18 protein-coding genes are annotated in these 21315 nt (G+C 54.3%); 8 read left to right on the top strand and 10 right to left on the bottom strand.

From position 1 onward, the window contains the following. Positions 1-95: 95 nt before the first annotated feature. Together ABX962_RS02545 and ABX962_RS02540 are read left to right on the top strand one after the other, a co-directional pair. Positions 96-1388 carry a TlpA family protein disulfide reductase gene (locus ABX962_RS02545; protein ID WP_372716316.1) on the top strand — a complete coding sequence of 431 codons (1293 nt, stop codon included), beginning with the start codon at positions 96-98 and terminating at the stop codon, positions 1386-1388. 198 nt (positions 1389-1586) lie between these two features. Beyond that, entirely contained in the window at positions 1587-3272 is a 1686-nt protein-coding gene (locus tag ABX962_RS02540) for a cation:proton antiporter (RefSeq protein ID WP_372716314.1), read from the top strand. Positions 3273-3289: 17 nt separating this feature from the next. Here the strand turns inward: ABX962_RS02540 and ABX962_RS02535 are convergent, their stop codons facing one another. Next, on the bottom strand, positions 3290-3703 hold the full coding sequence (locus ABX962_RS02535; protein ID WP_372716312.1) for a hypothetical protein: 414 nt from the start codon (positions 3701-3703) through the stop codon (positions 3290-3292). A gap of 92 nt (positions 3704-3795) precedes the next feature. Next, positions 3796-5337 (bottom strand): hypothetical protein, encoded by a 1542-nt coding sequence (locus tag ABX962_RS02530; RefSeq protein ID WP_372716310.1) that lies wholly within the window; start codon positions 5335-5337, stop codon positions 3796-3798. Positions 5338-5712: 375 nt separating this feature from the next. Here ABX962_RS02530 and ABX962_RS02525 point away from each other — a divergent pair, with 375 nt between their 5' ends. From ABX962_RS02525 to acs, 4 genes are all read left to right on the top strand, one after another. Beyond that, positions 5713-5982: a hypothetical protein gene (locus tag ABX962_RS02525; protein ID WP_372716309.1), complete on the top strand. Its 270-nt coding sequence runs from the start codon at positions 5713-5715 to the stop codon at positions 5980-5982. 99 nt (positions 5983-6081) lie between these two features. Next, positions 6082-6900: a TatD family hydrolase gene (locus ABX962_RS02520; RefSeq protein WP_372716307.1), complete on the top strand. Its 819-nt coding sequence runs from the start codon at positions 6082-6084 to the stop codon at positions 6898-6900. Between the two features lie 220 nt (positions 6901-7120). Then, positions 7121-9334: an amino acid permease gene (locus ABX962_RS02515; RefSeq protein ID WP_372716305.1), complete on the top strand. Its 2214-nt coding sequence runs from the start codon at positions 7121-7123 to the stop codon at positions 9332-9334. Between the two features lie 272 nt (positions 9335-9606). Continuing rightward, positions 9607-11565 carry an acetate--CoA ligase gene (acs, locus tag ABX962_RS02510; protein WP_372716303.1) on the top strand — a complete coding sequence of 653 codons (1959 nt, stop codon included), beginning with the start codon at positions 9607-9609 and terminating at the stop codon, positions 11563-11565. Between the two features lie 114 nt (positions 11566-11679). Here acs and ABX962_RS02505 read toward each other — a convergent pair whose 3' ends face one another. Both ABX962_RS02505 and ABX962_RS02500 read right to left on the bottom strand, forming a co-directional pair. Further along, positions 11680-12165 carry a hypothetical protein gene (locus ABX962_RS02505; protein WP_372716301.1) on the bottom strand — a complete coding sequence of 162 codons (486 nt, stop codon included), beginning with the start codon at positions 12163-12165 and terminating at the stop codon, positions 11680-11682. Positions 12166-12318: 153 nt separating this feature from the next. Next, positions 12319-13098, bottom strand: a complete 780-nt coding sequence (locus tag ABX962_RS02500; RefSeq protein ID WP_372716299.1) for a sensor histidine kinase — start codon at positions 13096-13098, stop codon at positions 12319-12321. A 91-nt stretch (positions 13099-13189) separates the two neighbouring features. Between ABX962_RS02500 and ABX962_RS02495 the strand changes: the two genes are divergently transcribed. After that, the gene (locus ABX962_RS02495; protein ID WP_372716297.1) at positions 13190-13684 is read left to right on the top strand and encodes a hypothetical protein; all 495 of its coding nucleotides are present in this window, start codon (positions 13190-13192) and stop codon (positions 13682-13684) included. 170 nt (positions 13685-13854) lie between these two features. Next, a complete protein-coding gene (locus ABX962_RS02490) occupies positions 13855-14877 on the top strand; it encodes a type II secretion system F family protein (protein ID WP_372716295.1) in 1023 nt (340 codons plus the stop codon). Positions 14878-15021: 144 nt separating this feature from the next. Here the strand turns inward: ABX962_RS02490 and ABX962_RS02485 are convergent, their stop codons facing one another. The 6 genes from ABX962_RS02485 to ABX962_RS02460 all read right to left on the bottom strand — a co-directional run bounded on the left by ABX962_RS02485 (position 15022) and on the right by ABX962_RS02460 (position 21257). After that, complete coding sequence (locus ABX962_RS02485) at positions 15022-15414, bottom strand: cytochrome C oxidase subunit IV family protein (protein ID WP_372716293.1); 393 nt, start codon at positions 15412-15414, stop codon at positions 15022-15024. Positions 15415-15515: 101 nt separating this feature from the next. Continuing rightward, positions 15516-16715: a cytochrome c oxidase subunit 3 gene (locus ABX962_RS02480; RefSeq protein ID WP_372716291.1), complete on the bottom strand. Its 1200-nt coding sequence runs from the start codon at positions 16713-16715 to the stop codon at positions 15516-15518. Between the two features lie 85 nt (positions 16716-16800). Beyond that, the gene (locus tag ABX962_RS02475; protein ID WP_372716289.1) at positions 16801-18531 is read right to left on the bottom strand and encodes a cbb3-type cytochrome c oxidase subunit I; all 1731 of its coding nucleotides are present in this window, start codon (positions 18529-18531) and stop codon (positions 16801-16803) included. A gap of 186 nt (positions 18532-18717) precedes the next feature. Next, positions 18718-19857 carry a cytochrome c oxidase subunit II gene (locus tag ABX962_RS02470; RefSeq protein WP_372716287.1) on the bottom strand — a complete coding sequence of 380 codons (1140 nt, stop codon included), beginning with the start codon at positions 19855-19857 and terminating at the stop codon, positions 18718-18720. 94 nt (positions 19858-19951) lie between these two features. Continuing rightward, on the bottom strand, positions 19952-20941 hold the full coding sequence (locus ABX962_RS02465) for an SCO family protein (RefSeq protein WP_372716285.1): 990 nt from the start codon (positions 20939-20941) through the stop codon (positions 19952-19954). Beyond that, the gene (locus tag ABX962_RS02460; protein WP_372716283.1) at positions 20913-21257 is read right to left on the bottom strand and encodes a hypothetical protein; all 345 of its coding nucleotides are present in this window, start codon (positions 21255-21257) and stop codon (positions 20913-20915) included. Before ABX962_RS02460 ends, ABX962_RS02465 begins: the two co-directional genes overlap by 29 nt. Positions 21258-21315 lie beyond the last annotated feature (58 nt).

The following is a 21315-nucleotide window of genomic DNA, read 5'->3' as shown; positions in this document are numbered from 1 at the left end:
ATAAATAACCTCTGTGATTCGCCTGTCAGGGCTCGCCAGCCGAGCGATCAGGGCGACTTCGATCCCGAAACCTCTCATCGCAGAAGAGTTTTACCATGGCACTGTGGTCACGAAACAATGAGCGTCAAGGATTGGCTCCGACAATTTGGCAACGGATGGTTTGCAGTTGGACGAGATGCGGAGTCGTGCTTGTCGCCTCCGCGCTCGCAATCCCCATGACAGCGTCCACCAGCTTTGCCGATGACAAAGCGGACGCGGCAAGCGAGACCAACAAGACAGAAAAGGCCGCTGGGGAAGAAAAAGAGAAAGAAGAAGTCAAGCCGATCGAAGTCCCCGACGGGACGGCAGAAGAATTGTTTGTCTTTATCGACAAGGTTAAAGGCGAGCGTGGTCGCACACTCGAGACCGTCATGCGATCGATGCAAGGTGTCTTTGATACGACCGAAAAAATTCGCGGCATCGAAGACCTCTCGCTCGAAGATGAACTCAAAGCGATTAACGAAGCATTAGTCGCACAGGCGATGTTGGCACGTTTCTCGCCGCTGGCTCGAGATCGATTGGCTACGTACATCGAGGAGCTGGCGAAAGATCCTCGTGCCGAAATTCAGCGACTCGCCGCGGCGGAACAACTCAAGCAAGAAATTCAATCCGTCCGCACTGCGTCGGACGAAAAGAAACGCGAGCTTGTTGACAAGGTACTGGCGATCATCGACGAAGGTGGGATTGATCAAACGAATTACCGAATGGCGTCGCAGCTCGCATATGCGATTGGCTACGGTGACAACACCGAATTGGCGGCCTCATTCTACGAATCCCTTGCGTCGCGATTAGAAAAAGCCGAGGACGCCAAGCTGCGTGACGCCGCACCGCGAGCCGCCGGTGCGGCACGTCGATTGCGTTTGCCCGGCAACTTCTTTGAACTCAGCGGCACGACCGCCGATGGGGAAACGTTCGATTGGAGTGCCTATCGTGGCAAAGTGGTGCTCGTCGATTATTGGGCCAGCTGGTGTGGGCCTTGTCGCGGCGAAGTTCCCAACATGAAAAAGAACCTCGAGAAATTTGGCGACGCTGGGTTTGCCATCGTTGGGATCAACATGGACAGCACCTCCGAAGCGTACGAGTCGTACGTTGAAAAAGAAGAGATCCCCTGGGTGAACTTGGTCAACTTTGAACCCGACAGCAAAGGATGGCAGCATCCGATGGCGGTTCACTACGGCGTCTCGGGAATTCCCACCGCGATCCTGGTCAACGGCGAAGGGAAAGTTATCTCGCTGAGTGCTCGCGGCAAAACGCTCGACAAACTGCTAGCCGAGACACTGGGCGAACCTGATGACGATGCCGAAGTAAAGGACGAAGAAGGCGAAGCGAAGGACGACGCGGCAGAATAACGCGTCAATGAAACACAGCATGGTTGCCCCCAAGCCGTGTCGCGAGGGGGGGCGGAATTCGCTACAACATGATTCCTTCGTTGGACAGATCACTTCGCTATACCCCCGTAGCCAAACGGTCTGTCGATTGCCCTAAGGCCGGAACCGTCTTCTGATTTCCGCTGGGCTTTTACCAGCGGCATCGGAACAGGTCAGGTTATGGGTGATTTTCATTTACATATCACGAGCACGCTAGGGCTATTGCTGGGCGTCAGTCTGGCTGCGGGCGTGTTCGCTGATGTGTTCCATCTGCCCAAAGTCACCGCCTATCTGCTGGTGGGGCTGTTGGTTGGCCCCAGCGTTCTGGACTGGATTCCCGAAGTCCATGTCGACGGGCTCGAGCCGGTACTCGAGTTTGCGATGGCGATTGTGCTGTTTAATTTGGGGTGCGAATTTACGTTCTCCAAGGTGCGGCGAATCGCCGCTCACTGTCTGGCGTTATCGGCAGCCGAAATCCTGTTGACCTGCGGGTTGGTGACCCTCGGACTAAAACTATTTGGCTATGGCAGCAGCACTTCGATCTTGCTGGGATGCTTGGCGGTTGCCACCGCACCGGCGACGACGATCTTGGTGTTGAAGGAATTTCGCTCCGAAGGCCCGGTCACCGAGAGCACCGGTTTTCTGGTCGCTGTCAATAATTTTGCCTGTATCGTGTTGTTCGAGTTCGCCTTTCTTCTGATCCATCTGTTCCAAGGAAAATTGGACGTCACGATCACCAGCGAACTGCGATGGCTGGTCTCGAATCTGGGGACTGCCTTTGCGCTGGGTGTCGCCGGCGGCTTGATCATCAGCTACGGATGCGGACTTTTAAAATTCAGCCGCTGGTTGGTGCTGCTGATGGCGACCACGACTTTTTTACTGGGTGCATGTGATTCGCTGCACCTGCCCTACATGGTCACGTTCTTGGTGATGGGAGTGACGGTTGCCAATACGTCGGACATGAAAAACAAGATCGTCGGCGAATTGGACCACTTGTCCGGACTACTTGCGGTCGTTTTCTTTGCCGTCCACGGAACCCACTTGGACGCCAATGCGTTTATCGCTGCCGGAGGGATCGGAGCTCTCTATATTGTTCTTCGTATCGCCGGAAAATGGTTAGGCGTCTATGGTGCCGCACGGCTGACGCGGCAACCGCTCGAGGTGCGTCATTGGCTAGGAACATGCTTGTTCGCGCAAGCCGGCGCCGCGATTGCGTTATCCACGATTGCCGCGAACCGCGATCCCGAATTAGGCAAACCGATACAAGACATCATCCTCGGATCGGTGGTGGTGTTCGAGATCATCGGACCGCTGTTTATCCGCCAATCGTTGTTGCGGACCGGCGAAGTCCCGTTGGCTCAAGCGATCAATCACTCTAGCCGAACGCCGCTGGAGCAAGTGCGTGCGGTTGTCGACCGATTTCGTGCTGCGATTCGTCATGATGCACCCGAACGCACGGTCGCCAACAAGGTCAAAGTCAGCGACTTGTTACGCAAGACGAATGGTATTCATCAATCGGCGAATTTTGACGAGGTCATCGCGCATATCGAACACAGTCACGACAACACCTATCCGGTGGTTGATGAGCGAAAACGCGTGGTCGGAGTCATTCGCTATCCGCTGCTCAGTAACGTGATGTTTGACGAAAGCGTCACGACGTTGATTCGAGCCGAGGATTTGGCGAGCGAGACGGAATCGTTTCTCTACCCCGATGAACCCGCACAGCGTGCTTTTGAATTGTTCGAAGCCGAAACCGATGACTGTATTCCGGTCGTCGGTCGAGCGGAACCGAATGAGCTAGCCGGCGTCGTGCGTCGCAGCGACATCATGCACGCGCTGATCACTCAGCATCGCAAGACGAAATAGATGATTCGTTGGGTTTGTCACGAGAACATGCGACGACGAACCATGGCGATCGTGGCAAGTTGATCGGGTTTGAGAGTCATGGTTTGTTTTGCGGTTGCCAACGCCGAATCAAAATGATGATCGGCCAAAAACAGCATTGCTGGCTGCTGTAGCGATGCTTCATCCGCAATTGTCTGCAGTAACTTGCAGCCTTTGCCATTGATCCGGTGGGCGTAACACAGGTCGCTAAACAGCGATACCGAGGAATGGGCATTACGTGCGACGCGACGTTGAATTTGCCAGGCAACCAGCGACGAAACGATCACGATCGCAGCGGCGATTAACATCCATAGCGACGTATCGCTTGTTGCGGTCGCCGTTTCTTTGTAACGCAGGTTGACGTCACTCATCCGAGTTTCAGCGAACAACAGGAAGGACGCTAGATTGGCCATGTTCGAAAATCAAAGTACAGTGTGAATGGATGTTAGTAGAAACAGACGTGAAGTACAGATGTTAAATAATGTGTGGCGAATCGCTTCCGGCATTAGAACGTCTTCATCGCTTCTCGATATCGGATCGCCTTAATCGCAGCGTCACTCACGGGACAGGGTGGCAATGCAGACATTTCTTTAAGCAGCGATAGCGTGCTGTTGCTTTCGGCTCGTGACATGACTTGGCATGCGAGCACGCGTGCTTCTTGATGGTCTTCGCGAGAGATCCGCTCGAACGAATCGCTCAGCAAATCGACGGCGGCCAAGGCATCCGCTGCGGCGATAGCATCCATCCGTTTGTTGAGCACGGGATGACGGAGCCCGTCGCGTATCCGTGCGATTGCTTCGGTATCGATCGTCATCACCACACGTCCCAACGCGCGACGATGCTTTTCGGGCATGTCCGACAATCGGTGCAACATCGCGTCGGCGTGCAGCGGGCTGAGGATGCGGCGAACCGAACGAACCAGCGAAGCATCTTGATGGTCAAGCAATTGAATCAAATGATCAAGCAGCAACGCGACTGGATCCGCAGCAATCGCATCTTGATTCCCGCTGGCGATCAACAGCGCCGCTTGATGCCAAATTTCGAAATTGGGTATGCTGCATTTCATCATTCCGGCAACCGCCGCAGGAATGCAGCCGTGACCATCACGATGAATGGCCGCTACGATCGTTCGCAGATACACCAAGGGATCGCCGCCTGATTGACTGTAAACATGGATCGCAGCAGCACGATGATTCGCACTGATCGCATCCATTAGCGAGTCATCGTCGGCACAACACTTGGGCATCCCGAGTTCTTGCAGATTCTTTAACACGGTCGGCGAGGGTTCTTCGCCAATCGCACGCAATAGCGAATCACGAAACACGTCGTCCGTGCGGCTGGCCAAAATCTCAAGTAAGAACGAAGGCACGTTGCGGCGACAGATAAACCCAGCCAACAGTTCGACCATTCCAGCACGCTGGGTGGTCAGCAATCGGTTGCCGATCATTTTGCAATATTCGGAGCTGGATGATGTGAATTGCCGCAATTCGGCATCGGCCCAAGTCGAATTGACCAAAAAGGCATCGATCAATTGCTCGTTTTTGTGTTTGTGGATCCGCTGGACCGATCCGGAAAGTGCGGCAACGACGGGAGTGCGAACCGACGGTTTGTCTCGATTCGCCCGTGCCTCGTGCCCGAGTTCATGTGCCAGCTGTAAAATCGCATCGGTCGCGGCTTCACGAATGGTTTCGGATGAATGCGACTCTGCAATCGGAATCAAATCGACCAACAATGGGTACAATCCGATCATCACCGACGCGTTGATCGCGTGAGCAAGGTTGTCGTCTTGGTCTTGCAGCGATTTCTGGACGGCTGGCGTAATCCAAGCTTTCCGCTTGCGAAGTTGGCCAAACAAATCAGGTGGAAAAATATCCCATCGCGACAGCACCGCTTCGGCGCAATGCGGCTCGCTTCGCTGCAACAACGACTCGACGGAATGCGACCGCACTATTTCGCTGCTGTCTTCGAGCGCGATCAAAAGCAAATCCACCGCAGCGGCATTGCGGGACTCTGCGAGCGTTGCGAAAGTGAGTGAAGGACCTTGCATTCTTCTTCAAATGACAATGTTGGGGGTCTCGATATCAATCCGACGTGCCAAGAAGGACATTCACCATCATGTCGTCAGGCAACCGTAGCTTGATGAAGTGCGTGAAATCGTATTGCCAGCGGAAAATCTGTTGCTCAGTCAAGGTGAATCGACACCGCAAACGTCACAAACGGCATAACCGAGTCGATCGGCACCTATTTGTGGGGTGAGACAACCCGCGCATGCGACATGCCGTCGGCTTTTTGTCGGTTTCGATTCCACGGGCGTATGCTCTATAATCATGGTGAGGCACCGGGGATCGCGGCGGCCTCGCACCCGCGATGCAAACCACCCACTTGGGCATCAACCACGAACCTACAACCCTTTGTTAATCCAATGAATCAACGTCCCGCAAACATTGTTCTCGAGGAATCCTTTTTGGACGTTCGAGCAAAGGTGCTCGAAATCGCCGCGGTACTCGATCGCGTCGATCGCTCGCTGCAAGACGGCGCACCGCTGGACGAAGACATCAGCGTTCGACGCGATAAGATTCATGATGCGATTCGGTTGCTGCTGAGCGAAGAACCCGATCGTGCCGAACGGGTGCAATTGCTATTCTCGCGAAAATATTCTCCCGCTTGGCGGTCAGAATTAAAAGTCGATTGAATTGGCCCTTAGGACTACGTTCCCGTTGGCCCCGGGGAACCGTTTGCGAAGCACCATCCTCTATCACTCTCACACCATTTGATCTCGAGCTAATTTGCCATGGACTACATCGACCCCCACATTCACATGGTGTCTCGGACCACCGACGACTACGCGACGCTGGCGCGGATGGGATGCGTGGCGATGAGCGAGCCGGCTTTCTGGGCAGGCTACGACCGAGGCAGTGTTGACGGGTTCCGCGATTACTTTCGCCAACTGACCGAAACCGAACCCAAACGCGCGGCCGCGTATGGGATCCAACATTTCACTTGGCTGTGCATCAACGCCAAGGAAGCTGAGAATGTTTCGCTGTCGCGTGATGTGATCGCAATGATCCCCGAATTCCTCGAAGCCGCCAACGTGCTCGGGATCGGCGAGATCGGGCTGAATAAGAACACTCGCAACGAATCGATCATCTTCCTCGAACATCTTGAATTGGCGATCAAACACAACCAATCGATCTTGATTCACACGCCCCATTTGGAAGATAAATTCCAAGGCACACGGATGATTCTGGATATGTTGTCCGACGATCAACGACTCGACCGCACCCGCGTCCTTGTCGATCATGTCGAAGAGCATACGATTGCCGAAGTGCTTGATCGAGGTTTTTGGGCAGGCATGACGCTGTATCCAGTCACAAAATGTACGCCGGAACGAGCGGCGGACATGATTGAAATGACCGGAGGCGAACGGTTGCTCGTGAATTCGGCGGGCGATTGGGGGCCAAGCAAACCGACTGCGGTTCCCGATTTGATCTTTGAATTACGTCGACGCGGTACTCGAGAATCACTGATCAAAAAAGTGGTTTATGACAACCCGATTGAGTTCTTCTCGCAAAGCTCTAACTTTAAATTCAAACCACGCGACGTCTCCTAGAGGTTGGAGACTGCTGATCTGCTTCGAAGCGGCACGCCGCGGGGCCCAATACCATCTACTTTTGGGTAGCGGTGCGGCGCGGGGGCTCGTCCGGTTGATTTAGCGAGCCGTGATGCGTGCGTGGCGGGGTTTTTGCACACGACCTCCTCCGCCTTACGGCTGAACTCCTTTGCGTAAAAAATTTCACTAGATCAACTCTTCGCCAAGATGGCAAACCTTGATGAGTTCCGCATCCCTTAGTAGCACCGCGTCAAACCAGCGAAGTGGACATGGATTCGGAACCATCGCAGGGGTCTTTACGCCCTGCATGTTGACGATTCTTGGCGTCATCATGTTTTTACGGTTTGGGTTTGTGGTTGGCCAAGCCGGGATTATCGGCACCATGGCGATCGTGTTGTTCAGCAACGCGATCACATTGTTGACCACGCTTTCGTTGTCCGCGATCGCCACCAACACCAAAGTCGAAGGGGGCGGTGCGTACTTTTTAATCAGCCGCAGTTTGGGCGCAGAATTTGGCGGCGCGATCGGTCTCGTCTTCTTCGCCGCTCAAGCGTTATCGGTGGCAATGTATGTGATCGGGTTTACCGAAGCATTGGTCGGCTATTTGCCCGACGGAACGTCGCCTACGTTGGTCGCATCACTTACCAATATCGCGGTGTTTGCCTGTGTGGCTATCGGCGCCGCGTGGACGATGAAGCTGCAGTTTCTGATTCTAGCGGCGGTGCTGTTCGCCCTGTTTTCGTTTTACGCTGGAGCTTGGACGCAGTTTGACGCGGGCATCTTTCTGCAAAATAAGGGCAGCGGGTTCAGTGGCGGTGAGTCGTTTTGGACCGTGTTCGCGCTGTTCTTTCCTGCAGTGACAGGGATTATGGCGGGAGCGAACATGTCGGGCGATCTCCGTAACCCCGCTCGCTCGATTCCCTTGGGAACCCTCGCTGCGGTCTTTGTTACCGGGCTGATCTACATTTCTGAAGCGATTCTGATTGGCGGATGTCGTGACCGCGAAACCTTGATCACCAACAACTTGGTGCTCTCGGATATTGCGGTGATGCCTGCTTTGATCGCTGCGGGGGTATTCGCCGCAACGATCTCTTCGGCGTTGGGCAGCATGATGGGAGCACCACGGATTCTGCAGTCCTTGGCCCGCGACCGTTTGTTCCGTTGGCTTCAACCACTAGGGATCGGCTCGGGTGTCAATTCGGAACCACGACGCGCCATCTTTGTGACGTTTTTGATCTCGCAAGCTGGCATCCTGCTTGCCGACCTCAACACGATTGCACCGCTGATCACGATGGCATTTTTGGTGACCTATGGGCTGCTGAATCTCGCGACCTTCTATGAATCGATCACCAAAAACCCGAGCTACCGCCCTCGATTCAAATTTTGCCACTGGACCACGTCGCTCGCCGGTGCGATCGGTTGTGGCCTCGTCATGCTGTTGATCGATTGGCAATGGGCGTTTGTAGCGATTTCACTGTTCGCCGCTCTGCATTGGTATTTGTCAAAAATCGATCTGTCCGCCGATTTCGGTAACGTCACGAGTGGTTTGCTGTTCGAACGCACACGCAAGAATTTGCTGAAACTCGAAGGCGAGCTTTATCATCCCAAAAATTGGCGACCGTTCGTGTTGGCGCTCAGCGGCACCGGTTTTTCGCGTCCTCATCTCGTGGTTTTTGGACATTGGTTGACGTCACGGACAGGCATTTTGACGCTCGGGCAAGTCATCCAAGGTGAATTGGATGATCGCCATCGGCGTCGAATCTCGCAGGAAAGAATGTTGCACGCAATGATTGGCGAGCATGGGCTGAACGCGTTTCCCGCCGTGGTGGTCGCCAGCGACTATGTGACCGGCGTCGAAGCACTGGTACAGTGCCAAGGATTAGGTCGACTGCGTCCCAACGCCGTGTTGCTTGGTTGCCCGCTTTCGGTCGACCGTATGAAGATTTTCGGTGGCCTGCTGCGCAACCTACAAGGGCTATCGCGTAGTGCCGTCGTGCTCCGCCGCACGGATGAACCCGCCGATGACTGGAAACCCCCAAGCGGCACGGTCGACGTTTGGTGGCGTGGACGTGCCAATGGCGAATTGATGGTGCTGTTGGCACACCTACTACTGCAGAACGAAGATTGGCGGGGACGTGAGTTGCGGCTGTTGCGGGTCGTGGACAACGAAGCCGGAATCGACGATGTACGAAATCACCTGAATGGTTTATTAAAAGCAGCCAGAATCCCCGGCGTTACCAAAGTCGTCGTTTCGAAGGATCCTGAATTAGCGATCCAGACGACAAGCCGTAACGCCGCGATGGTATTCCTGGGCATGCAACCACCCAACATCGGCGACGAAGAGGCGTTCTTCTATCGCACTGAAAAGTTGGCGGGCGGTTTGTCGCGAGTCGTCTTTGTCCAAAGCGCAGGGGGGATGCGACTCGAGTCCTGAGCAGGGCCCTGAATCACAATCTTACTTGTCATTGGATTGTCCCATTTTTTCGTTTGCCCCCTATTTGTGGGCTGGTGATGCTCGCTGTGGAGGCACATGGAGAGGGTTGGCCGTCGTAAGCTGGTCGCAATGCGGGTATAAAATCCATTGTGTGGTGAAATTGTGGTGCCGATTCCATTACACTGTGCGTTTGCAAACGCGTTTGTAAGCATCAAGATTGGGCCTTCGCGTTCGATCGATTCCCCCCCTTTTTCCTGATTGGCTTTCCCTCCATGACCAAATCTCCCTCAGGGCAAATTGACCACGTTCTGACCGAAGATCGTTTGTTCCCGCCCCCCGCCGAATTTACTCAGAAGGCCGTTTTTTCGACGACGGACCAGTATCAGGAGATGTACAAGCGTGCGGCTGAAAATCCGGATGACTTTTGGCGTGAAGAAGCGCTCGAGCATCTGCATTGGTTCGAGCCGTTCGGCGAAGTGTGCAAGTGGAATCCGCCTCACGCCGAGTGGTTTGTTGGTGGAAAAACCAACGCCAGCTACAACTGTTTAGATCGACACATCGACGCCGGCCGAGGCGATCGCGCGGCCATCATTTGGGAAGGCGAACCGGGCGATTCGCGGACCTTAAGCTACAGCGAGCTTCGCCGCGAAGTCTGCAAATGCGCCGAAGGACTCAAGCAGCTCGGCGTCGGCGCAGGCGACGTGGTCAGTATCTACATGCCGATGACGCCCGAGCTTGCGATCTCGATGTTGGCTTGTGCCCGCATTGGTGCAGTCCACTCGGTTATTTTTGCGGGCTTTAGTGCCGAGTCGATTGTCGATCGGAACAACGACGCCGGTGCGAAATTGATGATCACCGCGGACGGGCTGTACCGCCGAGGCAAGATTTTGCCGCTCAAGAAAACGGTGGACGAAGCGCTCGAAAAATCGCCCACCGTCAAACACTGCTTGGTGCTAAAGCGTACCGGCCAAGACGATGTGGCGATGACCGATGGTCGTGACGTGTGGTGGCACGATGTGGTCGATACTCAGCCCGGTGAAATCGCTGCCCAGCCGATGGACAGCGAAGCATCGCTATTCATCCTGTATACCTCCGGCAGCACTGGGAAACCCAAGGGAATTCGGCACACCACGGCGGGCTACAATCTGTGGGCCAAACGAACGTTCCAGTGGGTGTTTGATCATCGCGAGGACGATGTCTATTGGTGCACCGCCGATTGTGGCTGGATCACCGGGCACACCTATATCGTCTATGGTCCGTTGTCCGCAGGGGCAACCTGTTTGATGTACGAAGGGGCACCCAACTTTCCTGCCGAAGATCGTTTCTGGGAGCTGATCGAGAAGTACAAAGTGACGATTTTGTACACCGCTCCGACCGCAATTCGTGCGTTCATCAAATGGGGCGACGAGCATGTCGACAAGCATGATCTATCGAGTTTGCGATTGCTGGGAAGCGTTGGCGAAGGGATCAATCCCGAAGCATGGATGTGGTACCACAAAAAGATTGGCGGCGAGCGTTGTCCGATCGTCGATACATGGTGGCAAACCGAAACAGGCGGCATCATGATGAGTCCGCTGCCGGGGATCACAGCAACCAAACCGGGGTCGTGCACCACGCCGCTGCCAGGCGTTGTGCCTGCGATCGTGGACGAAACCGGAAACGAAGTCGACGACCACCACGGCGGGATGCTGTGTATCGCCAAACCGTGGCCGGGCATGCTGCGAGGCATCTGGGGTGACGAAGACCGTTATGCCGAACAATATTGGTCGATGGTTCCCGGGAAATATCTCACCGGCGATAACGCGCGTCGAGACAAAGATGGCTACTACTGGATCATGGGCCGCATCGACGATGTGATCAATGTCTCAGGACACCGGCTCAGCACGATTGAAGTCGAAAGTGCACTGGTCAGCCACGCTGCGGTTTGTGAGGCGGCGGTCGTGGGACGGCCCGATGAGATCAAAGGGCAAGCCATCGCGGCATTTGTCACGATCCGTGATCGCGAACCCGACGAGGCGTTGCGGAACGAGTTGAAGCAGCATGTGCGGAAGCAGATCGGAGCACTCGCGCAACCCGATGATCTGCGGTTCACTGCATCGCTGCCGAAAACACGAAGTGGCAAGATCATGCGTCGTTTGCTGCGAGATATCGCGTCGGGCAACGAAATCGGTGGCGATACGTCGACGCTCGAAGATTTCTCGGTATTGGCCAAGATTCGCGACGACGAATAGGCACCTCCAGAGCGACATTTCCGGTAGCGAAACTCGCCAAGAGTCTCAGATGCCGCGATGGCAGTGACGAACGTCTTCGCGACATTCGCTACGCGGTATTCTTCGCGACTTTTGCTACGCGGTATAACGTGTCACGGCCGATTCGGGATACCCGTCATAGAAACGGCGGATCCAGTGTCGGCCGGACCACTGTTGTAGATGCCGCTGCCATCCGTTTCGCTCGAGCAGTCGGTCGCTGATCGCGCCGTTGGTGACATGAGCGACGATCGCGGCAGCCTTGCGAATGCGGGCAATTTCTTCGAGCACACGGATGGCACCGATAAAGGTCTTGTAGCCTGCTTGATTCCCCGAGCGAATGTAGTCGAGCGTCAAGAAGCCGGGCATGCCAAACGGTTGATGGTAATCCAGCCAACAGACGTCGTCGTTCATTCGCCCATACTTCGATTGCCACCACACCTGGGCAACCGACACGCTGCCCGCGACGAGCCGCCGCTGGACTTTGACAAACCGGCCACCTTGCATCACGATTCGGCCACACCTCCACGAACGCAACTGCGTTTGACCATCGTGAATGTCGGTGATGAAACTCGGTCCAAACATGGTCCTGTTCTCGTTTGTTGGTCCGATGCAATTTTGGGGGTAGCGAATGTCAGCAAGACTTTTGCCGGTGAGGAGGCTGACCGAAACTCACTCGCAAGTTTCGCTACCTTGAGTATTTTGCTACTGGTGACAGGCTGGCAGCCTATTTCACGTTTAGGCGGCGGCTTGTTGTCCGTTCGCGATCGGTAAGCGAATCACGAATGCGGTGCCGCGACCGACGGTGCTTTCCACTCGGATGCGACCTTTATGGGTGTCGATGATTTCTTTGCATGCGGCCAGCCCCAAGCCGGTGCCCCCTTTTCCTGATTCGTCGGGCCCTGCCTTCGTGGTAAAGAAGGAATCAAAAATGCGAGGGAGTTCGGACTTAGGGATTCCGCAACCGCTGTCGCGAATCGTCAACTCCACCCACTCGTCCTGTGTCGATCGGGCAAGCTTGACGAGGATGGTGCCCCCTTCGGGCATCGATTGTCGTGCATTGATCAGCAGGTTCAACAAGACGCGTTGGATCTGATTGCCGCTGGCGAATGCTTTGGGAGCCGAAGTATCGATTTCGGTTTCGATGCTGATGCGGTACTTTCGCATCTCACGCTCGAGCAGCACCAAAGAATCGTTGATGATGCTGGCCAAATCAGTCGGCTCCATCGATTCACTGCGATTGCGAGCTTGGGCCAAAATCGTGTTGGTGATCTTGGCGGCTCGTTCGGACGCTTCGAGGATTTTGCTGAGCGCCTTATCGCGGCTGGCGTCATCGCGATTGCGAATTCCCAACTTCGAATAATTGATCACCGTCATCAACACGTTGTTGAATTCATGAGTCGCGGTGCTCATCAATTCGCCTAGCGACGCGAGGCTTTGCAGTTTCCGCATCTCCGCACGAAGGTATTGGATTTCCGCTTGAGCGTCGTTGCGAGATGGCAGAGGAGATGATGACATAGTGATACGATTTCATGCGAGCGAATGCGGCCGGTTCATCGACACAGTCGCTGCGGTGGACCAGGTGGCACGGATGCCAATGCGACTGTAAATGATCTATCGTCGAAGCCCGTCGATCCGCTACACCTCGTATGATCGTACCTGCATAGTTTGCCACGCTCGCCGAGTCGATCGGTGTCCATGGGCTGCGAAAGGATTCCGACTAGGCAAACTGTTTTCATTAGCCCGCTATTTTTGCCCCGGCACGCTATTGTTGCCCCGGCACTTTAGTTTTGCCCCGCCACTTTCGTACTGTGTGATGGATCGACCGATGCGGAATCAACCAAGTGATTCAAAAATTGCTGAGGAAAACGTGGTTCAGCGACTGCGCCGTCGCACGCAACAAGCTCGCGACTTGGGATTTCATGTCCGTACCGAATTGCTCGATGGGCAAGAACCGTCGTGGTGCATGATCGGCAAGCGAAAAACGATTTTCATCGATCTCGCCCAAACCGCAGCCGAGCAGCTTCGCCAACTCGAAGAATCGATGTCCGAGTACCAGCAGCGTTTGCGGCAATCACGCGAATCGATGAATCCAGCAGCATGAGCGCGGGCGGTTTCTGATTCGACGTCGCCCCCCCAAAAAACGGCTCTTTTTTCGCTGTCAGAGGCCGAAATAGCGTCGCTGACTACTTTTCAGCCTCACGACACGGCACAATAGGCAGATCATGATCTGGTTCTGTTGACTCGCTGCGATATTTTTGAGGCCGTTGTCCTGTGTTTTCTCGCCGAATGAAGCTGTCCGCTGCCTCTGGTTTTTGCTATCGATTTGGAACCGGCATCAAGGCGGGGGCCGATTTGCTAGCGATGCTGCAGAGCGAAGCGGGATATGGGCCACCCCGCCAACGCGCGGCGATGGTGGCGATTCGCGAGGCGGCCAAACAGGGTGAGCTGCTGAGTGAATCGATGAAGCGAGAGGAACCGTTTTTTCCACCGCTGTTGATCTCGATGGTTCGCGTGGGCGAAGCCACGGGGCGACTAGAACGTGCCCTACTTTCGCTGGCCGAGCATTACAAACACCGATTGGCGCTGCGTCAGAAATTTATCAGTTCGCTCGCATGGCCTGCGATTCAATTGATTTTGGCCGTGTTGGTGGTGTCGCTATTCATCTGGTTGATGGGCCAATTTAATATGGCCGACATGCTCGGATTCGGGCTGACCGGCACCCAGGGCGTCTTGAAACTGTGGGGTTACTTGTTTGTCTTTTCGCTATTCGTTGGTGCGGCCATCTGGGCGTTCATGCGGAATGTCGGCGGGGTCCAGAATTTGATTCCGCTGCTCTACATGATTCCGGTGTTCGGCCCAGCTTTGCAAACGATCACGTTGTCGCGATTTTGTTGGACCTTGTCGCTAAGTCTGGATGCGGGACTCGATCCGATTCGCTCGATCTATTTGGCGCTCGAAAGCACCGATAGCGACTACTACAAAAGTGTCGGCAGGGATGCCGAAGAGGCGATCCTCGGTGGCGATTCACTCTCGGGGGCATTGAAGGTGACGCGGTTGTTTCCCGACGAATTCATCACTCGCGTGGAGATATCAGAGTTGTCAGGAACCGACGCCGAATCGATCGATATGCTCGCTCAAGAGTATGACGAGAAAGCGAAGCGAGCGGTCGGTACACTGGCAGGACTTGCGACCGGCATCGTCTGGCTCGGCACCATGGGGGTGCTAGTCTTTTTGATCTTGAGGATCGCCTTAAGCATTGGCGGCGCCTACAGCGACGCATTGCAGCCAATCTAAGAAGAAAGCCGGCCGGATCCATTCGCCCCAAGCGATGCAGATCTGGGACGCAGATCCGCAGGATGCGAAAGCGATGGCGAGTTCGTCTTCAGCCGCCATGCCGGAACTTCGCTGCGCCGGGTTCCGGTCTAAAAAAGTCCGATCCTAGGAATCGGTGGTCGTGATGACGATGCCATCGTCCACGGGGATCTGGTCGGGAGACGTCAGCAAGCTGTCGCTGAGCGTGAAGATGATAAAGATCCCAAGAAACACGAAGGACGAGACAAATACGACGGCGTTGAACGGTTTGTCATACAGGACGTGCATGAAAAACATGACGACAAGCGACGCTTTGACCGTCGCGATCGCCATCACCACGACCACATCGTAATCGCCGAAAAAGCTAAAACTCGCTTGCGCGACAGTGACGATTGTCAAGAAAACGAGCGCGGCGAAGACGCCGAACAAAATCGGTAACGGCAACGGGTGAGCAAAGTCATAGCCTTCGCGATGTTCACCAGCGGCATGGTCAGAAGAAGCGGTATCGTGAGCGGACATAATCGGTAAATCGAATGAGTTGTGTTAGTCGTCAAGCCGAGGCCCCGGTTGGATACGTCCGCGAGTGCGATGACGTGGGGCCGCATAAACCAATGAACGCGTTAGCGAATCAGATACAACAATGGGAACAGGTAGATCCAAATCAAGTCGACCAAGTGCCAATACAAACCGACATAGTCGACAGGGCCAAAGTAGTTGTGATTGAATTCTTGGCGAACGGATCGCACCAACAACCAAACCAACACACCAATGCCCGCCAGGATGTGGATCGCGTGGACTCCGGTCATGCAGTAGTAGATGCTAAAGAAGACCCCTGCTCGGCTCGGTGTCAAAAATTCACTCGGTACCGAATCGATCGTCGCATCAATTTCGTATTGACCCACGATAGCCGACCCGCTGGCCATCGCCGCTTGACGCTCCATCGCACTCAACTCGTTCTGAACCCCGGTGTTGGTTGCGTCGGTAGCCAATCGCTCTTGCACGCCGTACTCGGTTCCCGCAACTTGGTTTTCAAGCGTCGCAAGTGATTCTGGTTTCGTGTGTTCTGCGTTTTCGGCATGTTCGTGACTCGCGGCAACCGCATGGTGGTCACCAGCGTGCTCGCCCGACTCGGTGGCGTGAGCTTCGGTCGAATCGCCACTCTCGAGAATCGTCCCCAGTCCAACGCCACCAAAGAAGCTTGCACAAACGACGATCAAAGGCAGTGCGACGGCGGCTTGGAATTTTTTACCTTGAAGTACCGCGATCGCGTACCAAACCGCCACCCCGATCAGAGCGATGATGAAGGGGAAACAGATCCACAACAAATAGTTGGGACCACCTTCGTGATGCGGATGAGCGGGGTCGTAGCTAAAGAGTCCCGCAGGCAACAATCCCATGTGGAATTTGTGCGAGTACTCGATCGCTTTCACACCCAAGAAGACCATCGCACACGACAACGTGGTAGCCAGCAGTGCGGTCAAGCCTTTGTGGTTCTCGGTTTGTGAACAACGAACGGCCCATGCCATCGTCAACGAGCTGAACAGCAGCACGCCGGTGTTGATCGCACCAAGCTTGGTGTTGAGGAACTGGCTGCAACCCTCGAAGACTTCGGGACGCAACGAGCGAAAGATCGCGTAGGCGCAAAACATGCCACCAAAGAACAGGACTTCGGTAACAAGGAAGATCCAAATGCCAAGCTTGCCACTGTCGAACTGTTGTTCAGGAGTGTCAAAATGATGCGCCAAGTACGACGGGTGATCGTGGTCATGATCATGAGCGCCGTGAGCGTCAGTCGCGGAATCAGCTTCGAGAGTGGACATGAAGATTGGAAGCAGGAAAAAGGTTGAAAATGTCAGGGACAACGGCCGCCGCAAAACGACGGCCGTCAAACAAAAACGTTAGCAACTAGTGCTTGTGGCTAGCGTGAGCGGGCGATTTGTCGGGATCCGACTCAGGAGCCAGCTTACGTTCAGGTTGAACCGTCACGTAACGTTCATTCGATTCTTCCCACTCGATGTCGTGGAAGTCATAGGGGTCGCCAACAACCGGAGCACGCTCAAAGTTGTAGTACGGCGGTGGGCTGGTGCAGTGCCATTCCAAAGTCGCTCCACCCCAAGGGTTCGCAGGAGCTCGTTTGCCACGGAACAACGAATGCATCAGGGTGATAAAGGCGACCAAGATGCCGAAGCCCAGCAGCATCGCACCATAGGTGCTCATTTGATGCAAGAAAGCAAACTCGGGATCGTACGTGGCGTAACGTCGTGGCATCCCACGGCTACCAAGCACGAACTGTGGCAAGAACGTCAAGTTGAAACCAAGGAATACGAGCACGGCCGAAATCCGGCCACCCGTCTCGTTGTACATTTTGCCGAAGAACTTTGGCCACCAATGGAACACACCGCCAAGGAAGGCGACCAGGGTTCCACCCACCATCACGTAGTGAAAGTGAGCGACCACAAAGTAAGTATCGTGCAAGTGCTGGTCGGTCGCCAAGGTTCCCAAGTGCAACCCAGTTAAACCACCAATCGTGAACAAGAAGATGAACGAGATGCCGTAGCACATCGGGCTGGTCAAACTAATCGACCCTTTGTACATCGTCGCCAACCAGTTGAAGACCTTGATCGCTGACGGAATCGAAACCGTAAAGGTCAACGCACTAAAGACGATGGTTGTCAGCGAGCTCATTCCGGCGGTGAACATGTGATGTCCCCAAACCAGGAAGCCCAGCAATGCAATCGCGATGGACGAGTAGGCGATAAAGCGATAGCCAAAGATGTGCTTGTGGCTGTGAACGCTGATGATTTCGCTGATGATACCGAACGCTGGCAAAATCATGATATAGACGGCAGGGTGACTGTAGAACCAGAAAAAGTGCTGGTAGGTCACCGGGTCACCATTGAACTCAGGATTAAAAATCCCGATCTGCATCGTTCGCTCGGCGATCAGCAATAGCAGCGTGATACCAAGTACCGGTGTCGCCAAAACCTGAATAATGCTGGTCGCGTACGTTGCCCATAGGAACAACGGCATCCGGAACCATGTCATTCCCGGCGGACGCATTGTGTTGATCGTGACGATGAAGTTCAAACCGGTAAAGATCGAGCTAAAACCGAGAATGAACGCACCCATCGTGGCCATGATGACCGAGGTGTCTGTCGTCGTACTGTAAGGAGTGTAGAACGTCCAACCTGTATCGAGTCCACTCGAAAACAGAGCCATGACGAAGAAGATTGCCCCGAACACCCACAAGTAGAAACTACTCAAGTTCAGTCGGGGAAAGGCAACGTCCTTTGCCCCCAGCATCACCGGAACCAGGAAGTTACCGAGTGCCGCAGGCACACTGGGAATAATGAACAGGAAAACCATGATCGCGCCATGCAGCGTGAACACTTGGTTGTAAATGTTATTCGCGTTGGCACCTTTGAACATCCAACCGCTAGGGTCCATCAAGTGCAAGCGAATCGCCAATGCGAGTAGCCCGCCGAAGGCAAACGCGACCGTGACCCCAATCAGGTACATCACGCCAATTCGTTTGTGGTCGAGCGTGAACATCCAACTCAGAATTCCCTTGGAATTCGTCAGATAGTTTTCTCGCTCGGTGGGAAACCCAGGGTCGCGAACGGTTCCAGCAGACATCTCAAATACCTCGTCGAACGCAGGAAATGCGTCAGTCTTCTATCGTTGAGCCGACAAACGTCGGTCGTTATTTCAAATGGTTTCGGTTCACAGCTTCATTCTGAAGGCTGCTGCGGTGGGGCTCAAGGACGTTTTTCTCGATCTACGAAAGACACGAGCGAAAAACAATCGTTTACGCCACCCGGTTTACTCAGTCTTTTCTTCTGCTTTTTCCTCGGCCGAAGCTTCGGGAGTCGCCACTGCGTTAGCCGACAGCGACTTGATGTACGCTACCAGCGAATCCAAGTCGTCGTCGCTCAGTTGGCCCTTGTAACTAGGCATCACAGGTTGAAAGCCAGCGACCACCTTGGCTTTTGGCACGAGAATCGACTCGCGAACGTAGTTCTCGTCCATCATCACCTTCTCGCCATTGGCCAAGGCACGCATGGTCCCAAATGCGTCTTTGTAGGTTGGACCTGTTCCGCTGGTGCCATTGTTCGAGTGGCAACCGACGCAACCGCGACGGGCATACAGTTTCTCTCCGTATGCTTCCAACGTGTCGGTACCACGACTGCTGTATTTTTTGATCCACGCGTCGAGGTCTTCACGTGTTTCGTGAACCACAACAACGGTTTGCATTTGCGAATGGTCTTGGCCGCAATATTCGGCACAGTACAGGTCGTAGAATCGGTAGCCATCGGGGGTGAATTGCCATTTGTCGTAATCCCAAGGCGTAGCACTTTCTTTGGTCCACTGAGTCGCCTTGGCGAGTTCTTCGTCGCTGACTTTCTCGGTCACCTTTGTGGGGTGGAACCACATGTAGTTGTAACGACCGGGAACGATGTCTTTCTTGGCGCGGAACGCAGGGATATACAGACTGTGAATGACATCACTGCTCTGCATGGTCAACTTAACTGGCTCGTTGACCAACAGGTGCAATTCAGGATGGTAGGTGCCGCGACCATAATCCATCGACCAACTCCACTTGGAGGATTGCACTCCAATTTCGTTGGCACCTTCAGGAATGGTTCGCATGTCGAGGTAAGCTCGGGCGCCCATCACAAACATGCCGACCATGAAAATGGAGGGGCCAATCGACCACAACAATTCGATCGGGGTGTTGTGCGAGACTTGGCTATCAGCCTTCTGCCCCTTAGCCTTGCGATACTTTGCAGCAAAGTAGAACAGGCAGATCGAAATTGGAATGAAGAAGATAAAGCAGACGACGGTGATGGCATAATAAAGCCAATCCGAGTCTGCAGCGAACGTCGACGCGGAATCCGGAAACCAAGCGTAGTCTTCGGTGTAATCGCTCAGCAGGGAAAATGCGGCAGGTAACATAGCCATCGTTTATCTGTTAGTCAGTTGCAAAATAAAATTTGGGTTCAAGCCGGCGTCGTCGCATTCGCTCCGGCGATTTCTCGATTGGTTGCAATCGAGGTTACGTTTCGGTTTTTACGCTCGTGTCGTTTTCGTCAGCATCGGTCATCACTTCGGCGTCTGTCATCGCTTCCGGATCAATCGATACTCCTTTGCGGCCCAGCCAATATGGCGCCAGACACGCGAGCATCAATCCAACCATGGCAGCACCCCCGAGTCGCATTAGTCGCCAAGCGTGCCAGGTGTAACTATTGGAATCGGGATCGTAGCTGTAACACCACTGGATAAATTGGTCGACGGGTGACCCCACTGTTCCTTCGCCCGCTTCGACAAGTGCGAGTTTCAGTTGATCGGTAGGAAAGTCGATTGCCAGCGAGTAACGCGAGATCACGCCTTGAGGCGAGATGAACGCGAGCATCGCAGGATGGTTGTATTCTTTAGTTCTTGCGTCGTATCGGTAACGAAATCCAAGCACATCAGCCAGTTTGGTGATCACCGGTTGTTTTGCGGTGCAAAAGACCCAACCCTCGGCGGCTTTAGGATGATTCGTTAGTTGTTCAATGTATTTTTGTTTCGTCTCGCGAACTCGCTCAGTCGATTCTTTGGGGTCGATGCTGACCGTCAATATCTGGAAGTCTTCGCCAATTTTCAGATCAAGCTTGTTGAGCGAATCGGCCAAACGATTCAGTTGCACGTTGCACAGCATAGGACAGTTGCTGTAGTTAAGCGTGATGATCGTTGGTCGTTTGCTATCGATGTAATATCCGGTTTTTGTTTTTCGTCCGAGCGAATCGAGCAGCGGCAAATCGAGCGGAACAAGGTCGCCAAGGTTTTGATCGACTGTGATTCCGCGAGCTTCGAGTGGTAACAAGTTGTTCGTGACGGGGGCGTTATCTCGCACTCCACCGTCTTGTGCCATCGCCGCCGGGGCGGTGGCGCACAAGCCGAGCACCAACAGCATCACCGCAGTGATGACGTTGCGTGTTCGCGGTTGGTTGACTGCCCGGTGGCTGCCAGCAAACCTACGCTTTGTTTGGATCAACTTGGTCATTCGATGCTTTTTTATCCGCGTCTTTCGTTTCGTCTTCTTTGCTTTCTGCCACGACAAGCTCCATTGCCTTGTCGATCGGGATCGTGATTTTGCCAGTTTCCTCGTCAACACCGTAAACCGAAATGCGTTCGGCTTGCTGGTTGAGCACCTCGTTTTGACGTTGATAACTGCCCATCGCACTCTTGGCTTCTAGGTGCCACTGCGAGATTGAGAAGTAAAATACCTGAACCGCTAAAGCGGTAACCGCAGTAACGACCACCGAGATCACTCCGACAGTGAAAATGCGGCTCACATTTAAGTCATCGTATTGGGCCATAACTATTCTAAATCTGTTTCAAGCGTTTAATGCGAGTGAATAAGGGGAGGTCGGGATC

It is taken from the genome of Novipirellula sp. (assembly GCF_041583735.1).
Lineage (GTDB): Bacteria > Planctomycetota > Planctomycetia > Pirellulales > Pirellulaceae > Novipirellula.
Note: the sequence above shows the minus strand (reverse complement) of the source record. Positions and strands in the feature narration are given on the sequence as shown.